This window comes from Bradyrhizobium sp. YCK136 (assembly GCF_044570075.1).
Lineage (GTDB): Bacteria > Pseudomonadota > Alphaproteobacteria > Rhizobiales > Xanthobacteraceae > Bradyrhizobium > Bradyrhizobium diazoefficiens.
The window spans coordinates 6437749-6454268 of record NZ_CP172424.1 but is presented as its reverse complement, the minus strand read 5'-3'; the positions used below and the strand labels follow the sequence as shown (position 1 = coordinate 6454268).

At 64.7% G+C, this 16520-nt stretch carries 16 protein-coding genes; 7 read left to right on the top strand and 9 right to left on the bottom strand.

The genetic code is table 11. The features are described 5' to 3' along the window. Positions 1–62 precede the first annotated feature (62 nt). From folK to ACFLEY_RS31200, 5 genes are all read right to left on the bottom strand, one after another. A complete protein-coding gene (gene folK, locus ACFLEY_RS31220) occupies positions 63–554 on the bottom strand; it encodes a 2-amino-4-hydroxy-6-hydroxymethyldihydropteridine diphosphokinase (RefSeq protein WP_060911169.1) in 492 nt (163 codons plus the stop codon). Between the two features lies 1 nt (position 555). Continuing rightward, positions 556–924 (bottom strand): dihydroneopterin aldolase, encoded by a 369-nt coding sequence (gene folB, locus ACFLEY_RS31215; protein ID WP_027544155.1) that lies wholly within the window; start codon positions 922–924, stop codon positions 556–558. Continuing rightward, complete coding sequence (folP, locus tag ACFLEY_RS31210) at positions 921–1781, bottom strand: dihydropteroate synthase (RefSeq protein ID WP_060911170.1); 861 nt, start codon at positions 1779–1781, stop codon at positions 921–923. Before folP ends, folB begins: the two co-directional genes overlap by 4 nt. 271 nt (positions 1782–2052) lie before the next feature. Continuing rightward, complete coding sequence (locus ACFLEY_RS31205) at positions 2053–2460, bottom strand: DUF4332 domain-containing protein (protein WP_011085844.1); 408 nt, start codon at positions 2458–2460, stop codon at positions 2053–2055. 24 nt (positions 2461–2484) lie between these two features. Further along, positions 2485–2850 (bottom strand): hypothetical protein, encoded by a 366-nt coding sequence (locus ACFLEY_RS31200; protein ID WP_060911171.1) that lies wholly within the window; start codon positions 2848–2850, stop codon positions 2485–2487. Between the two features lie 347 nt (positions 2851–3197). Between ACFLEY_RS31200 and ACFLEY_RS31195 the strand changes: the two genes are divergently transcribed. The 3 genes from ACFLEY_RS31195 (at position 3198) to ACFLEY_RS31185 (ending at position 7727) form a co-directional block, all read left to right on the top strand. Continuing rightward, positions 3198–4817 (top strand): helicase HerA-like domain-containing protein, encoded by a 1620-nt coding sequence (locus ACFLEY_RS31195; RefSeq protein ID WP_060911172.1) that lies wholly within the window; start codon positions 3198–3200, stop codon positions 4815–4817. A gap of 132 nt (positions 4818–4949) precedes the next feature. Beyond that, positions 4950–6278 (top strand): glycosyltransferase family 87 protein, encoded by a 1329-nt coding sequence (locus ACFLEY_RS31190; RefSeq protein WP_211433402.1) that lies wholly within the window; start codon positions 4950–4952, stop codon positions 6276–6278. 54 nt (positions 6279–6332) lie between these two features. Next, positions 6333–7727 (top strand): M20/M25/M40 family metallo-hydrolase, encoded by a 1395-nt coding sequence (locus ACFLEY_RS31185; protein WP_011085848.1) that lies wholly within the window; start codon positions 6333–6335, stop codon positions 7725–7727. A 281-nt stretch (positions 7728–8008) separates the two neighbouring features. Here the strand turns inward: ACFLEY_RS31185 and ACFLEY_RS31180 are convergent, their stop codons facing one another. Beyond that, positions 8009–8806: a class II aldolase/adducin family protein gene (locus ACFLEY_RS31180; protein ID WP_211433403.1), complete on the bottom strand. Its 798-nt coding sequence runs from the start codon at positions 8804–8806 to the stop codon at positions 8009–8011. 183 nt (positions 8807–8989) lie between these two features. Then, positions 8990–10639, bottom strand: coding sequence for a glycosyltransferase family 39 protein (locus ACFLEY_RS31175; RefSeq protein WP_211433405.1), 1650 nt, complete (start codon positions 10637–10639; stop codon positions 8990–8992). Between the two features lie 307 nt (positions 10640–10946). On the opposite strand from ACFLEY_RS31175, the gene ACFLEY_RS31170 reads away from it, so the two are divergent. Both ACFLEY_RS31170 and ACFLEY_RS31165 read left to right on the top strand, forming a co-directional pair. Next, positions 10947–11810: a hypothetical protein gene (locus ACFLEY_RS31170; protein WP_060911175.1), complete on the top strand. Its 864-nt coding sequence runs from the start codon at positions 10947–10949 to the stop codon at positions 11808–11810. A gap of 157 nt (positions 11811–11967) precedes the next feature. Continuing rightward, on the top strand, positions 11968–12384 hold the full coding sequence (locus tag ACFLEY_RS31165; protein ID WP_011085852.1) for a MucR family transcriptional regulator: 417 nt from the start codon (positions 11968–11970) through the stop codon (positions 12382–12384). Between the two features lie 124 nt (positions 12385–12508). Here ACFLEY_RS31165 and ACFLEY_RS31160 read toward each other — a convergent pair whose 3' ends face one another. Then, the gene (locus ACFLEY_RS31160) at positions 12509–12937 is read right to left on the bottom strand and encodes a SufE family protein (protein WP_011085853.1); all 429 of its coding nucleotides are present in this window, start codon (positions 12935–12937) and stop codon (positions 12509–12511) included. Positions 12938–13005: 68 nt separating this feature from the next. Next, on the bottom strand, positions 13006–13449 hold the full coding sequence (locus ACFLEY_RS31155) for a DUF5330 domain-containing protein (protein WP_060911176.1): 444 nt from the start codon (positions 13447–13449) through the stop codon (positions 13006–13008). 389 nt (positions 13450–13838) lie between these two features. On the opposite strand from ACFLEY_RS31155, the gene ACFLEY_RS31150 reads away from it, so the two are divergent. Further along, a complete protein-coding gene (locus ACFLEY_RS31150; protein ID WP_082756288.1) occupies positions 13839–15743 on the top strand; it encodes an ATP-binding protein in 1905 nt (634 codons plus the stop codon). Beyond that, entirely contained in the window at positions 15736–16482 is a 747-nt protein-coding gene (locus ACFLEY_RS31145; RefSeq protein ID WP_060911178.1) for a peptidoglycan-binding domain-containing protein, read from the top strand. The genes ACFLEY_RS31150 and ACFLEY_RS31145 overlap by 8 nt, the downstream gene beginning before the upstream one ends. The last annotated feature ends 38 nt before the right edge of the window (positions 16483–16520 follow it).

The following is a 16520-nucleotide window of genomic DNA, read 5'->3' as shown; positions in this document are numbered from 1 at the left end:
AATCTTGTTGTTCGCAGGCGAAATTGCCACGGCGGACCGTCCCTGCAAACGGTTGTTTTTGGTTAACCGGTATCCGGAAGCCGCTCAATGCCTTGCGTCGAGACGCTGGAAAGCCCGTCACGTACGCGAATGCCCGAGATCACGCGGTCGGGCGCGATCTCGGCCAGCGGCACCAGCACGAAGGCGCGCTCGAACAGGCGCGGATGCGGCAAGGTCAGGTCGGGCTTCTGCAGCCTGACATCGTCATAGGCGATCATGTCGAGATCGAGCGTGCGCGGCCCCCAGGGCCGCTCCTTGGCCCGCGTACGTCCGAATTTCTGCTCGACCTTCTGCAGGACGAACAGCAGCGCGTGCGGATCGAGGCCGGTTTCGATCTCGATGCAGGCATTGATGAAGGGATCCTGCTCCTCATCGCCCCAGGGCGGCGTTGCATAGTCCGAGGAGCGCGCGGTCAGCGCGGCCTGTGCCATGCCGCAGATGTGCGCGATCGCCCTGTCGAACGTCGCGCGGACATCGCCGACATTGCCGCCCAGTGCGATCAGCACGCTTGCCATATCAAGGGTGCCGCGAGCGCGTCAGCATGATGCCGACATCGTCGAAGATCGCCGCGATCGGCGCATGCGGCTTGTGCACGGTGATCTTCACGGCGCGGATGCGCGGGAAGTGCGACAGGATGGCGTCGGCCACCGCGCCGGCGGCGCGTTCCAAGAGCTTGTAATTGGTGTTCTTGAACGCCGCCGTCGTGGTCGCCACGACTTCGGCGTAGGACACCGTATCGGCGAGCCGGTCGGTGCGCGAAGGCTCCGACAGGTCGGTATAGAGCTCGAGATCAATCACGAAACGCTGGCCGACTTCGGTTTCGTGATCCATCACGCCGTGGCGAGCGTGGATCGACAGGCCGGTCACGAAGATCGTATCGGTCATTGCTTGCTCTCGATTGCGTTCGCGACCCGCAGGGCCTGCAAGGTCTCGGCGACGTCATGGGTCCGGATGATCCTGGCGCCGCGCTGCGTGGCGATGAGATGCGCCGCGATCGAGCCGGCGAGCCGCTCTTTCGGTTCCGACGGCGACACCGAGGCGATGAAGCGCTTGCGCGAGGCGCCGACCAGGATCGGCAGGCCGAACATGTCGAATTCGCGCAGCCGCGCCAGCGCGGTCATGCTCTGCTCGGCGGTCTTGCCGAAGCCGATGCCGGGATCGAGCACGATCTTGTCGCGTGCGATGCCGGCCCTGGCGGCGATATCCAGCGAGCGCAGGAAGAACGCCTTCATGTCCGCGATGATGTCGATGGCGGAATCCACGCTCTCGCGGTTGTGCATGACGATGACGGGGACGCCTCTAGCGGCCACCAGCGGCGCCATGCCGGCATCGCGTTGCAGGCCCCAGACGTCGTTGGCGATCGCCGCGCCCTGGTCGAGCGCGAAGGCCACCACCTCCGCCTTCATGCTGTCGATCGAGACCGGCACGCCGAGCGCAACCACGCCCGATAGCACCGGCCTCAGCCGGGCAAGCTCGTCCTCGGCCGTGACTGCCTTGGCGCCCTTGTAGGGCCGGGTGGATTCCGCGCCGATGTCGATGATGTCGACGCCATCGGCGATCATCGCCCGGGCCCGTTCGAGCGCCAGGTCGGGCGCGATGAAATCGCCGCCGTCTGAGAAGGAATCCGGGGTGACGTTGAGCACGCCCATCACCGCCGGGAGTGGCCGTTCCAGCAGTGTCCGCAGCACGTCACGCCCGGCCGAGCCGGCCGGCGGGACGGAAGGGGATGGCAAGGCATTCATGCGCGTGGATGTGCGCGGTCGGGGAGGGGGAGTCAAGACGGGATTGGGGGCGATCCGGTCGCTCCGATCCGTTCCGGGGCCAGTGAGGGAACGTTGCTCTTGCCCACGCTCCGTCATTGCGAGCGCAGCGAAGCAATCCAGATTCTTTCCGCGGCGGCAGTCTGGATTGCTTCGCTGCGCTCGCAATAACGTTGTTGAGACAGCCGTCCACTCTTACCCCCGGTGTCGTCCCGGCGAAGGTGTGGCGTCAGCTCGTATGCGGTGAGCAGGCCTAATACGTGATCTTCGGCGGCAGCTTCTTGGCCTTGGCGATGATGTCGCCGACCGATTTCTCCGAGGGCAGGATGCGGAGGAGCTTCTTCTTCTCGTTGGCTTCGCGCATGCTCTGGGCGAGTCTTGCCGGATTCCGATAGGCGAGCTCGCGCACGGTGGTGACGCCGGCGGCACGGACCAGGCCGACCTTGGCACGGCCCATCCCGGGAATGCGCATGTAGTCGGAGACGTTGGCCCATTCCAGAAGCTGCTGCTCGCTGATGCCGGTCTTGGCGGACAGCGCCTTGCGGCCCTTCACGGTTGAGGCCGCCTCGAGCAGCGCGTCCGTCGTGCGGATTCCTTGCGCCTTCAACTTGTTGGCGGCAAAGGCCGGCAGGCCCTCAATCTCGGAAATCGGATATGTCATGATGCTCGATATGAAAAGCGTAGCTCAGGTAAATTGGCTGAGGCCCGGCGTCCCTGCGATGATCTTGCCCATCTGATCCGCTCCGATTTTGTCTCGGCCGAAGCGAAAAAGTTCACGAGCAATGGTCTGAATCTCGGACATGCCAAGTCCCAAGCCCATCAGGCGCGTGCCAACCGCCATCAGGCCGCCGCCCATCAGCCGCGACAGTCCGCCACCGCTTTTGGACGCCGCGATCGCCGCTTCCGCGCCGGGAATATGATTGATCAGGGCTTCGACGTTCTCGGAAGGGCCTTCGTTGCGAAGGAAGCCCAGGATAATGCCGACCGTCTTTTCAGCGACAGCACTATCTATGCTGGCGTTCGTCGCCAGCCGCCCGATCAGCTCGTCCATATGGCCTGCCCCTCAGCCGGTTCACATGCCGGAGTATTGTTTTCAAAATGATCTTGAGCCGGTGTGGTGTGAAATACAAGCTATGAACGGAGGCGAACATGCGATTCAGCTTAGAACGCGCGAAAAGTGTTGCAGCGATGCAAGAGCGGAGACGAAATCAGCAGTAAATTACCGCGGTGCGAACGCGCAGTTCCTACTTTCGGCGGATGTCGTGCACTTGTTTTCCGACAATGTCGCATGATCAGGTCGCGTTGAACGGTTTCAATCGGCGCGCGACATGCGTTAAACTACGGAACTGGCATTTGAGTTTCAATACGCGAAATACGGCAGACGGATCAGAGAGAATAATGACCGCACAGAACAGCAAGCTCGGCGACACCGACGACAAGATCTTCGTCGGCAAGGGAGACGAGCAGGCATGGCTGACGCTGGCGCTCGCCAATCGCCACGGCCTCGTCACAGGTGCAACCGGAACCGGCAAGACGGTATCGCTGCAAGTCATGGCAGAGGGATTTGCGCGCGCCGGTGTTCCGGTCTTCGCGGCCGACATCAAGGGCGACCTCTCCGGCATCTCCGAGGTCGGCGTGCCCGCGGACTTCATCGTCAAGCGCGCCACCGAGATGGGGCTGACGTTCCAGCCCGACCAGTTCTCGACGGTGTTCTGGGATGTGTTCGGTGAGCAGGGCCACCCGGTGCGGGCGACCGTCACCGAGATGGGGCCGCTTCTGCTCGCGCGCATGCTCGACCTCAACGACGTGCAGGAGGGCGTGCTCAACGTCGCCTTCCGTGTCGCCGACGACAACGGCCTTGTCCTGATCGACATGAAGGATCTGCGGGCGTTGCTCGATGCCATCGTGCCCGACAGCAGCAAGAAGGGGCCGGACGCCGCCGACGATCCGCTTGCCGACATCCGCAAGGCCGCCCAGGGCTTTGGCAACGTCACCAAGGCCACCGTCGGCACCATCCAGCGCCAGCTCCTGGTGCTGGAGAACCAGGGCGCCACCAAGTTCTTCGGCGAGCCGGCGCTGACGCTGAAGGACTTCATGAGGACCGACCGCGACGGCCGCGGCATGGTCAACATCCTCGTCGCCGACAAGCTGCTCCAGAGCCCGCGGCTTTACGCGACATTCCTGTTGTGGATGCTGTCGGAGCTGTTCGAGGAGCTGCCTGAGGCCGGCGACCTGCCGAAGCCGAAGCTGGTGTTCTTCTTCGACGAGGCGCATCTGCTGTTCAACGACGCGCCCAAGGCGCTGATGGACAAGATCGAGCAGGTGGTCCGCCTGATCCGCTCCAAGGGCGTCGGCGTCTACTTCGTGACGCAGAACCCGATCGACGTGCCCGACCGCGTGCTCGGTCAGCTCGGTAACCGGGTGCAGCACGCGCTGCGCGCCTTCACCCCGCGCGACCAGAAGGCGGTCGCTGCCGCGGCCCAGACCTTCCGGCCCAACCCGAAGCTCGACACCGCCAAGGTGATCATGGAGCTCGGCAAGGGCGAAGCGCTGGTGTCCTTCCTCGAAGGCAACGGCACGCCGGCGATGGTCGAGCGGGTGATGATCCGGCCGCCGTCGGCCCGGATCGGATCGATCACGCCGGAAGAGCGCAAGGCGATCATGGATGCGAGCCCGGTGAAGGGCAAATACGACACCGCCGTTGATGAAGAGTCCGCCTACGAGATGATCCAGAAGCGCATCGCCGGCACCGCGGCGACGGCGGATGCTCCGGCGGGCGGAGGCGGCAGCATCCTCGGCCAGATCGGCTCGATCGTCGGCACCATCTTCGGCACCAATGTCAAGCGCGGCCGCCTGTCGGCCGGCCAGGTCATTGCGCGCGACGTGACGCGATCGGTGACCAACCAGGTGATCGGAGGGATGGCCGCCAATCTCGGCAAGTCGGTCGGCGGCCAGCTCGGCGGCTCGATCGGCCGCACCTTGGTTCGCGGCGCGCTCGGCGGCTTGCTGCGTCGGTAGGCAGAAAGCCCGATTGGAGGCAATCCGCGCGCTGGCGCGGCCGCCTCGCCACGGGTACAATTTCAGGTGAGGTGCTCTCCAACCGTTCGTCGGTCTGCTACGTGCTATGTCGACGCTGGACTGGACCCTATTGTGACCTCAACCGACCCGCTAGCCAAACCTGATGCGCCGAGACGCCTGTCGCTGCGCGCGCCGCTGGACCTGCTCTTCCTCTTTTGCTGCTTCATCCTGACCGCGGACGTCCTCGGCCCGGAGATTTTCGGCCACGGCAAGACCAAGGACTATGCGCTTTGGTATTGGGCCGGGCAGCAGGTGCTGCATGGTGGCTCGCTCTATCCGAGCGACTTCCGTTATCCGTTCGAATTCATCTATCCACCCCTGCCGGCGATCCTGCTGGCGATCCCGAGCTGGTTCGGCAAGATCCCGCTCTACATCGTGCTGTCGGTCCTGAATGCGCTGGCGTGGTGGTACACCGGGACACTCTCCAATGTCATGACCGGCTCGGGCCGCAAGCCCGGTCCCTGGTTGGAGGCACTGCCCGCCTTCGTCACCGTGACCTTCGTGTTCGACATGTTCGACCTCGGCCAGCCAAACCTCGTCCTGCTGGCGATGATGCTCTACGGTTTTTGGTGCTTGCAGCATCAGCGCGTCTGGCTCGCGGGCTTGCTGTTCGCGCTCGCCACCGCCATCAAGGTGTTTCCGATTGCGGTGCTGCCCTATCTGGTCTGGCGGCGGAAGTGGGCGGCTGCCGTCGCTACGGTCGCCTTCACCGGCATCCTTCCCTATGTTGTGCCGGCGCCCATTCGCGGCTTCGAGCGCAACGCGGCCGAGCTTGCGACCTGGTATCAGGGCATGGTCGGGGCGAGCTCGGAAAAGGGCTTTGGCCAGCGCGACGACCAGAACTGGTCGTGGGTCAACCAATCCATCATTGCCGTCACGCACCGCCTGGTTCGTCCGATCAACTACAATCAGGAGGATCCCAGCAAGCCGCCGCGCACGATGAATATCATCGACGTCGATTACAGGACAGCGAACTGGATCGTGCTAGCGCTGTCGGCGTTGCTCGGGCTCGGCTTCGTCGCGGTCATGCCGCCGCAACGGCTTCGAACGGCGCGCTCGGATGCCGAGGAGCTCGGCATTCTGTTCTGCCTGATGACGGTGGCATCGCCCCTGGCGCGGCAATACTACTTCATGTGGCTGTTCTTCCCGATGACGGTGCTGATGCATCGCGCCGCCTTCGACGAGCGGGCGAATGTGCGGCTGGGAACCTGGCTTGCCCTCGGCGCGGCCGGATGTCTCATGCTGCTGGCACTGCCGTGGTTTCCCAATGCCTTCCAGGCCTGGGGCAACAACCTCCTCGCCACAGCCATCCTCGCGGGGAGCCTCGCATGGCACATCCGGCATCCGCCGGTTGCGGCTGGCTCCGGCGCCGCGGCAGCGCTAAAACCCAAGATCTCTTGAAACCCAAGACCTCTTGAGAAGCCATCTTGAGACTCGAAAGTCAGGAATCCGACCATGGCCAATGCCCAGCTTCAATCCGTGCTCGACCACATCGACAAGGATTTCGACAACAGCCTTGAGCGCCTGTTCTCGCTGTTGCGGATCAAGTCGATCTCGGCGGATCCGGCCTTTGCCAACGACTGCAAGGCCGCGGCCGAGCATCTCGCCAAGGATATCGCGAGCCTGGGTGTCGCCACCGAAGTGAGGCCGACCGCCGGCCATCCCGCCATCGTCGGCAAGACCGGAGCGGGCGGGCGGCCGCATGTGATCTTCTATGGCCATTACGACGTGCAGCCGGTCGATCCGCTGGACCTCTGGCACCGTCCGCCGTTCGAGCCTGCCGTCACCGATCATGCCGATGGCCGCAAGATCATCGTCGCCCGCGGCGCCGAGGACGACAAGGGCCAGGTAATGACCTTCGTCGAGGCCTGCCGCGCCTGGAAGAAGGTGACGGGCTCGCTGCCGATCGACGTCACCTTCCTGATCGAAGGCGAGGAGGAGGTCGGCTCGAAGAATTTCGTGCCCTTCATCGAGGCCAACAAGGACGAGTTCAAAGCCGATTACGTGCTGGTCTGCGACACCGGCATGTGGGACCGCAACACGCCGGCGATCACGACGTCGCTGCGCGGCCTGCTCTATGAAGAGCTGAAGATCACCGCCGCCAATCGCGATTTGCATTCCGGCGTGTTCGGCGGCAGCGCGATGAACCCGATCCGGGTGCTCACGAAAATTCTCGGTGGGCTGTTCGACGACGATAACCGCATCACCATCCCCGGCTTTTATGACGGGGTGAAGGACCTGCCGCCTGATATCCTGGAGCAGTGGAAGAAGCTCAACCTGACGCCGGAGATGTTCCTGAAGCCGATCGGCCTGTCGATCCCGGCCGGCGAGAAGGGCCGGCTCCTGATCGAGCAGGCCTCCTCGCGTCCGACCTGCGACGTCAACGGCATCTGGGGCGGCTATATCGGCGAAGGCTCCAAGACGGTGATCCCGTCGCATGCGTCCGCCAAGGTCTCGTTCCGTCTGGTCGAGGGACAGGACCCCGCAAAGATCCGTAAGGCCTTCCGCGACTACGTGACGGCACGGCTTCCGGGCGACTGCAAGGTCGAGTTCGGCGACCATTCCGCCGCGCCCGCGGTCGCGCTCGACTGGAACATGAAGCCGCTCGCCGCCGCCAGCAAGGCGCTGACCGAGGAATGGGGCAAGGAGACCGTGCTGATGGGCTCGGGCGCCTCGATCCCGATCGTCGCCGACTTCAAGCGCACGCTGGGACTGGACTCGCTGCTGGTCGGCTTCGGCCTGGATGACGACAACATCCACTCGCCGAACGAGAAGTACGACCTCCGCAGCTTCCAGAAGGGGATCCGCTCCTGGGCGCGCATCCTCGCCGCGCTGGCCGAGGTGAAGTAGCACACGGTGCCGTAGGGTGGGCAAAGGCGCGCTCTTCGCGCGCGGTGCCCACCATCTCTCCGCGATTGCGATCGAAGGGGTGGGCACGCTTCGCTTTGCCCACCCTACGAAATCTCTATCTTCGTCATTGCGAGCGAAGCAATCCAGAATCCCTCCGCGGAAACAGTCTGGATTGCTTCGTCGCAAGAGCTCCTCGCAATGACAGCGGGGCCAAATAAAAACGCCGCCCGGAATTGGGCGGCGTTTCATTCCAGAACGTGCAGAGGTAGTTGAGAGCTACCTTACACGAAATCCCGAAAATCTAAAGACCGATAGCCCGGCAGCTCGCGGTCGAGCTTGCGCAGCAGGGGCGGCCAGACGAGGTTGGTCGCACGCAGCTCGGCGCGGTCGCGATTGGCGAGCAGCTCGGTGTTCTTCTCGATCGCAATCTCCTCGACCGGATAGACCGGCGTGCCGAGCGCGCGCGTGCGCACCTGCATCGAGCAGGCGCGCTCGAGGTGATACATGCGCTCGAAGGCCGAGGCGACCGAGCGGCCGACCGTCAGCGTACCGTGGTTGCGCAGGAGCATGTGGTTGTGGTCGCCGAGGTCCTTCTGCAGCCGCGGCCGCTCGTCGTGGTCGAGCGCGATGCCTTCATAGTCGTGATAGGCAAGGTCGTGGGTGACGAGCTGGGCGGTCTGGTTCAGCGGCAGCAGCCCTTCGGCGCTGCTCGACACCGCGGTGCCGTCGAGGGTGTGGAGATGCAGCACGCAGATCGCGTCCTCGCGCACCTCGTGGATCGCCGAATGGATGGTGAAGCCGGCCGGGTTGATGCTGTACTCGCTCTCGGAGAGCTGGTTGCCGTGCAGGTCGACCTTGACGAGGCTCGAGGCCGTGATCTCGTCGAACATCAGCCCGTAGGGGTTGATGAGGAAGTGATGCTCGGGGCCGGGCACGCGGGCGGAGATGTGGGTGTCGACCAGATCGTCCCAGCCGTACAGCGAGACGAGGCGATAGGCGGCGAGGTTGACCCGTTGCTGCCACTCGGCCTCCGCCATGTTCGACGGCACTTCCTTCAGGCGCGCTTCCGCTGGTGACATGGCAAATCTCTCCGAACCTCGTTGTTGCGGAGCGAGAGCCTAGTCTCGGGTGAGGTCGGCGGCAAGGCGCTCAAAGCGCGGCAGTTCAGCGTCGCCCGCATGGAGTGTGCGTTTGAGGTTCCGGATTTCAGAACCGTCCGACGCGACGTTTCGTCTACGCGGCCGTCCGATCGGACAATGATCTTACGGTGCCGGGATCGAGAGCAGGCTGGAAATGCTGCTGCCGCGGATGTCGTAGACGCGGGCGAACACCACGTCGTCGCGCTTGATCTCGACCATGACAGGCGCGGTCAGGCCCTTGCAGTAGAACTCGCCGAGCGTCATGGCGAAATCGGCGGCATTGGAGTCCCAGCCGATGGTGAAGTCGGGCCCGAGCGCGACCTGCGCCGGACGCTGCGGACCGCACACCGCGACCTTCCATATGCGGTTGCGCGGCGGCACTTCCTGGCGCTCGACCAGCTGCTCGCGCAGCTCGTCGGAGGCCTGCTTCAGCGCGAGGCCCCAATAGTCCAGCATGAAGCGGTCGTCGGCGGCGCGCACCGTGCCGGCGATGTGGTTGAAGTGGGTGTATTGATAGGGATGCAGCCGGATCATCTCGGCGAGCGGGAGCGCGAGGCCAAAGCAGAAGGTGGCGAGCACGACCGGCTGCCAGGTGCGGTGGTTGGCGCGCAGGCGCTCCATGGTCCAGGCGAAGGCGACGCCGCCGAGCACTGCCATCGGCGGGATCACGAAGACGAAATGGCGGATGCCGTTGTACAGCGCGGGCCGCTTCACCATCGCGATCGCGAGCGGCAGGGTCGCGGCGAGCGTCAGCATCAGCAGGATGGTCTTGCGGCGGGCCGGAACCTCGCCGCGCGGCAGCAGCGCGAAGGTGCTGACCACGGCGCCGGTCATCAGCACCAGCATCACCTCGGGCAACTGAAGCGCGAACAGCGTCGGCAGATAGGACCAGGGCATGTCGGGGACCGACACGATCGCGCCGTCGAACATCTCCTTCCAGGGCTTCTCGAAGAAGTGCGAGAAGTAGGTCAGCGCCTCGAAGGGATTGCCGGGCTCCATGATCGACCACGGCCAGATCAGGCCCATCACGAGATAGCCGAACACCAGGCCGGGCAGCAGCAGGTAGACGACATGGGCGAAGCGGCGGGCCGCCTCGCGAACGCCTTCGGTGCGCAGTTCCTCCAGGAACAGCGGGATGAAGCCGATCAGGGCGTAGACCAGCGCAAGCCCGCCGAGGATGCGGCAGCCGATCGACAGGCCGGCACCTAAGCCGACGATCAGGATCGTGCGCGGCGAAGGCTGCGGATATTCCTCCGCGAGCCGGACGAGGCCCAGCATCAGGATGATCATGGCGACCGCGAAGGGCGCGTCCTTCGGGTTCATGAACATGTGGCCGTAGAAGATCGGGCAGAGCGCGAGCAGAAGCAGCGCAGCGAGGCCCGCGAGCGGCCCGCCGATGCGGCGGCCGAGCCGCCACGTCACGGCAAGCCCGATCACGCCGACGATCGCGCCGACCAGGCGGCGCGTCTCGAACAGCTCGAGCGGAATGACCTTGTGCAGGAGGGCCGCGACCATGTCGAAGCCGCCGCCATACATATAGAGGTTGGCGAACGAGAGCGCCGCGGTGTCCTTGAAGCCGGAACCGAACATGCGCAGCAACAGATCGGCATATTCAGCGTGGGTGTAGTCGTCCCAGCCGAGCCCGTAATCGCGGAAGGTCAAGCCTGCGATGACGGCGACCGCGGCCAGCACCAGCATGGCGAGATCGTCGCAAGTCCGTTCGACCGAGCGCCGCAGAGGCGTGTCGATCGCCGAAGTCGTGATGGATGTCATGGCTATTGGTGACCCGGAATCCCCTCTCGGCCCTGCTGGTGCGCGCGGGCCTGCTCCCCGGACTCCGTATAGCGCAGTTCCATTACCAAGTAATTGGGCATTATGGCTAAATTCCTGATGCGACGCAGCAAATCCAGAAACTCAAGAGCACTCTAGCAGTAGCGATCCGTAGCTGAAGGGAATGTGAATAAGTCCCTGATTTCCTTCCCTTTAGGAACGCTGATCGCAATTCGTCGTTGGCGAGCAACACAGGAAGACGGTATCGTGGCGTGTGTCGCGTATGGATGCGCGGCCGGGGGTGAGTTCGATGACGTTGGCATTATTGATCGCGGGGATTGTCGCCGTCCTGGCGGGCCTCCTTGCGATCCTGTTTGGCTTCACCGTCAGGGAGTTCAGCCTCGGCAGTACCCTCATAATCTCGGGCACGATCGGCGTCTGCTCCGGAATGTTACTGGCGGGCCTCCATTTGGTGGTGCTGGAACTGAAGGGCATCGCCCGCCGGCTGGCCGGTGCCGCCGCACCGTCCGAAGCGCGCGTCAGGCCCGTGCTGCCGGGTCTCGCGCTGCCCGGCGCGCCTGCGCCCGAGCCTGCTCCGGCGAAGCGCGCCGAGCCGACGGCCCCGCCATCGCCGGCCGCGCCGCCGCCATGGCAAGGCGAGGCACCGATGCGCGAGCGGCCGCGCGTCGAGCCGCCACCGGAGCCGGAACCTCCGGCGCCGCCCGCAGCTCCGGAAGCGCCGCGCCGGCGCAACCTGCTGTTCGCCTCGACCTCGCGAAAGGAACGCGAGCGTGCGGAGGCCAAGGCCTCCGAGGGCCCGCCGCCGCATGCCGAGCCCGCGGCGCCTGCCGGCCCGGACACGCCGCCTGCAAGCTTCGACGACGCCTGGCCGAAGCCGGATCGTATGCGCCCGCCGGAACCGCCGGCCGCCTCGCGCCGCCCGCCGCCGCGCTCGCCCTCGACCTTTGTCGAGGCTACCCCGCCGCCTGCACCCGAGCCGGAGTCGGAGCCGGCGGTCGAGCAGGCGCCCGTGACCGTGCTCAAATCCGGTGTCGTCGACGGCATGGCCTATTCGCTCTATTCCGACGGCTCGATCGAAGCGCAGATGCCGGAAGGCATGATGCGCTTTGCCTCGATCGACGAGTTGCGCGCGCATCTTGACCAGCGCTCCTGAGGACTGCCGGGGCCAAGTAAAGCGCCAGCTTTCTTGTCACTTCGCCAGTCATCAGCCCATAGTCGTCAGTCCTGTATTTTGGCCGAACGTATTGTTGACACGGAATACTTCGAAGTCGTCTCTCCCGTGAGACGCAAGGTGGAGAAAGGTCGGGCCCATGTCGGATGCCGGGGCTAAGAATTTCATTGAGCTGACAGCGAGCATCGTCTCGGCCTATCTCGGCAACAACCCGACGCCGGCCGCGGAGATCCCGAACCTGATCAGCCAGGTGCACGGCGCGCTGGTGCGGGTCTCGTCGGGCCGCGTCGAGGCGGCGCCGCTCGAGCCGGCCAAGCCGGCGGTGTCGCTGAAGAAGTCGATCGCGCCGGACTATCTGGTCTGCCTGGAAGACGGCAAGCGCTTCAAGTCGCTGAAGCGCCATCTGCGCACCCAGTACAACATGACGCCCGAGCAGTACCGCGAGAAATGGGGCCTGCCGGCCGACTATCCCATGGTCGCGCCGAACTACGCGGTGGCGCGCTCGCAATTGGCGAAGCAGATGGGTTTGGGACAGCAGCAGCGGAAGCGGAAGTAGAGCCGGCCTCGAATCTCGTAGGGTGGGCAAAGCGAAGCGTGCCCACCATCCGGCTCACAATTGTTGATAGATGGTGGGCACGGCGCAAGTGCGCCTTTGCCCACCCTACGAAACTTGAGGGTCTTCAGGTGGCTTCCGCCAGCGCCTCTTTCGCGTCGGTCTTGATGCGTTCGACCATCGAGCGCAGGCCGTTGGAGCGCTGCGGGGTCAGGTGATCGCGAAAGCCGAACTCGTCGAACACCGCGATCGCGTCGGTCGCGAGGATCTGCTGCGGCGTGCGGCCCGAATAGAGCGCGAGCACGATCGCGACCAGGCCGCGCACGATATGAGCGTCGCTGTCGCCGCGATATTTCAGGATCGGCGCGCCGCCATCGCGCTCGACCAGCTTCTGGAGCCAGACCTGGCTGACGCAGCCATTCACCTTGTTGGCGGCCGAATGCTCGGCCTCGGGCATCGGTTCCAGGGTGCGGCCAAGCTCGATGACGTACCGGTAGCGGTCGTCCCACTCGTCCAGAATCTCGAAATTGTCCCTGATTTCGTCGATCGTCGTCATGCTGGCCTATCGTTCCCGTTCAGCCCAATATAAGGACGCGAAGCCGTGAAATCGATAGGGTTTGGGGGCTAATTCGCAAGCCCCGGTCCGCGCCATTCCAGCGCGAGGTCGTCCTGGGTCAGGGTGTCGCGCGGCGCCTCGCTCCCAGCCGTGTCGCCTTCGCCGGCCAGTGCTATCGAGCCGGTGTGGTCGGGCGCCTTCTTGTCGCTCTTCTCGTTCTTCTCGTTCTTCTCGTTGGTGATCTGCTCTTTCTTGTCGTTGATGATCTGATAGATCTTCTTCGCGCCGTCCTGGGCGCGCTGGCCGATGATCGACGCGGCCTGTCCGCCGACCTCGCACGCCGCCGGCTGGCGCTTGCAGAACTGGGTCATGTCGGAGACGGCCGCGGTCGCAGCCTGCACCGCGTCGGCGGCGCCGATCTGCGGCAGCTTCTCCGATTCGGGCGTCTTGTCCCGCGGCAGGAGCACCAGCACCAGCCCGAGCCAGAATGTGATGCGGAGCAGAAAGCGCATCTTATCGACCTGTATGTTAGATCCCGCCGCGGCGATTTCCGCAGAGCGCGTCGGACCTAGCAACTCTCGATAAATCGCAAGTGATTGCCTTGAGCTTAATTCGCGGAATTTTTACGCAAAAAACTTCGAAAATGGCGGCCTCGTAAATTTTTCATTGATGCCGTGCCCCCGTGATCCTGCGGTCTTCGGTATCTACCAATTCGAAACCATGCGGGCCGGGGTGAAACCCTGTGTTCACCATCCTCGCCGAAGACGTCGTCAAATCGTCTAAAAAGCTCCGCGATGACACGGTGTCCGGCGCCGGGCCGCGCCGCCTTAGCACTCGTTTAAGGTCGCTCTGACACGGTGGCTCAACGACAAGGAGGCGTTCCGGCGCGTCTCTCCGACGAATGAGCCGAAGCGCGAGACCCGTGACAGTTTTGAGTATCATCCGCGATTGTCTCGATGCGCTGCTGCATCCCTCCGCGCGTTACGACGCGCTGACGCGAGCGCGCCATCGTGCCTTCATGGCGCCGCGTCTGCTCGGCAGCCTGGCAGCGTTTGCCGCATTCCCGATCTATCTCGCCATGCGTGGCGCACCGAGCGCGGTCGAGGTCGCGGCCTTTGCCTGGCTGATCGCGCCGATCATGTTGTCCTGGTTCCTGTCGCGCACCGGCCGCTACGAAGGCGCGCATGTGCTGTCGTCGCTGGCGCTCGCCGGCCTGATCATGGCGGTCGCAATCACGACCGGCGGCATCGAATCATTCGCTGCGGTGTGGCTGATCGTCGTTCCCCTCGAGGCTGCGCTGTCGGCCTCGCGCCGCGTCGCCGCCTTTGCCTCGCTGCTCGCGCTCTCCTGCGCGGGGATACTAATTTTCGTCGGCCAGCTCGGCTGGCTGCCGCTGGACGCGCCGAGTGCCGCGGAGCGTAGCCTGCTGATGGCGTTCGGCGTCGCCTCGGCCACCCTCTATGCTGCGGGCCTCGCTTTCGGCGCGGAGTCGCTCGCACGCACCGGCGTTGCGCTGCTGTCGCGCGAGGAGGAGCGTTATCGCCTGCTTGCGCGCAACATGAGCGACGTCATCTCGCGGCATCGGCGCAACGGCGCGGTGCAGTTCATCTCGCCGGCCGCCGAGGCCATGCTCGGAATGCCCGTTGCGCAGCTGCACGGCCACGGTCTGTTCGATCGCGTCCATGTCGCCGACCGGCCGGCCTATCTCACCGCCTTGTCCGATGCCGCGCGCGGTAATGTGCGCAGCGTCGAGTTCCGGCTGCGGCGGGAACCGACCGGCTCGGAGCGCGGCCAGGTTGACTTCATCTGGGTCGAGATGCGCTGCCGGCCGCTCGACCAGGATCTCGGCCGCCAGGATATTGACCGTGATGTCGCACGCGAGACGGAGGTCGTCGCCGTGATGCGCGACGTCACCGATCGCAAGCTCTCCGAGCAGGCGCTCGATCAGGCCCGCAGCGCCGCCGAAGCGGCCGACGCCGCCAAGACGCGCTTCCTCGCCACCATGAGCCACGAGCTGCGCACGCCGCTCAACGCCATTATCGGCTTCTCCGACATGATCGCGCAGGAGCAGGCCCTGATGCTGGGTGCGGCCCAGCGCAAGGAATATGCCCAACTGATCAACGATTCCGGCCAGCATTTGCTGTCGGTGGTCAACGGCATCCTCGACATGTCCAAGATGGAATCGGGCAATTTCGAGATTGCGTCGGAGCCGTTCGCGCCGCGCGCCTCGCTCATGCATTGCTGCAATCTGCTGGCGCTGAAGGCGCGGGAGAACGGCATCGACCTCATCACCGACGCGCCGCAGGACCTGCCCGTCATGACCGGCGATCCCAGAGCCTTCAAGCAGATCGTGCTCAACCTCGTCGCCAACGCCATCAAGTTCACCGAGCGCGGCGGCCAGGTCTCCGTATCAGCCGCGGTGTCGGGGTCGCACCTCACGCTGCGTATCAGCGATACCGGCGTCGGCATCGCGCCCGACGACCTCAAGCGTATCGGTGCGCCGTTCTTCCAGGCCGGCAAGACCTATCAGCGCCGTCACGAAGGCACCGGACTCGGACTTTCGATCGTGAAGAGTCTTGTGGCGTTGCATCTCGGCGATTTGACGGTACAAAGCAGGCTCGGCGAGGGCACCGCCGTCACCGTCAAGCTGCCGCTGGTCTACACGTCGCCGCAAGCCAAACCTGCCGATAGAATGCCGGCCGAGAGCAAGATCGCGACTTTGACGCCGGTGCCGCGCCAGGAACATCACGACCAACATCACGACCAACTTCAGGACCAACCTGCTCTGGTGAAGAAAAGTGCCTAAGAAGTCTGCAAAGGGCGAAGCTGCTCCGCGCCGTCGTGGCGCCAAGGCTGCGGCTGTCGACGTCGAGACCGAGCGCAACCTCGTGATGCGCGTGCTGCTGCACAGTCCCAAGGATACGCTGGCCGGCCTCGTCGCCGTTGCCGCCATCAGCGCGATCGTTGCCAATGCGCTGTTCCTCCAGACCGGAAGGCATCCGGCACCGATGTTCGGCACCGTGATCAACCTTCCCGCGCCGTCGTCCGTGTCGCTGTCGAACCCCTTGCCGCGTCCGCGCCCCGTCGGCGCCGATACCTCGCCGCTCGAGCCGAGAGCAACGGAGTTCCGCGCCGAGCCCAAGTCCGTAGAGCCCCGGCCTGTCGAGCCCAAGCCTGTCGAGAGAGTTGCCGAGAGGGCACCGGAGAAGCCGGTCGAGGCGACCGCATCGACGCCGCGCTCGGCCAGCGATCCCATGACAAATCTGGTCAAGGCGACGACCTCGACGCCGCCGTCCATTGCTGTCGCGCGTCCGCCGGCCCCGATCCCGGCGCAGCAGAGCCCGGCCGTACGGCGTATCGCCGGCGTGCAGCGCGCGCTGTCCGAATACGGCTACGGCAATTTGAAGGTCACGGGCGCGATGAGCGGCGAGACCCAGTCCGCGATCCAGAAATTCGAGCGCGAGCACAAGATGCAGGTCACCGGCCAGGTGTCCGATCGCTTGCTGCGCGAGCTCGCCGCCGCGATCGGTCATCCCGTCGAATAGCGACATTAGTCGTCGTCATTGACGCGGATCAATTGGCC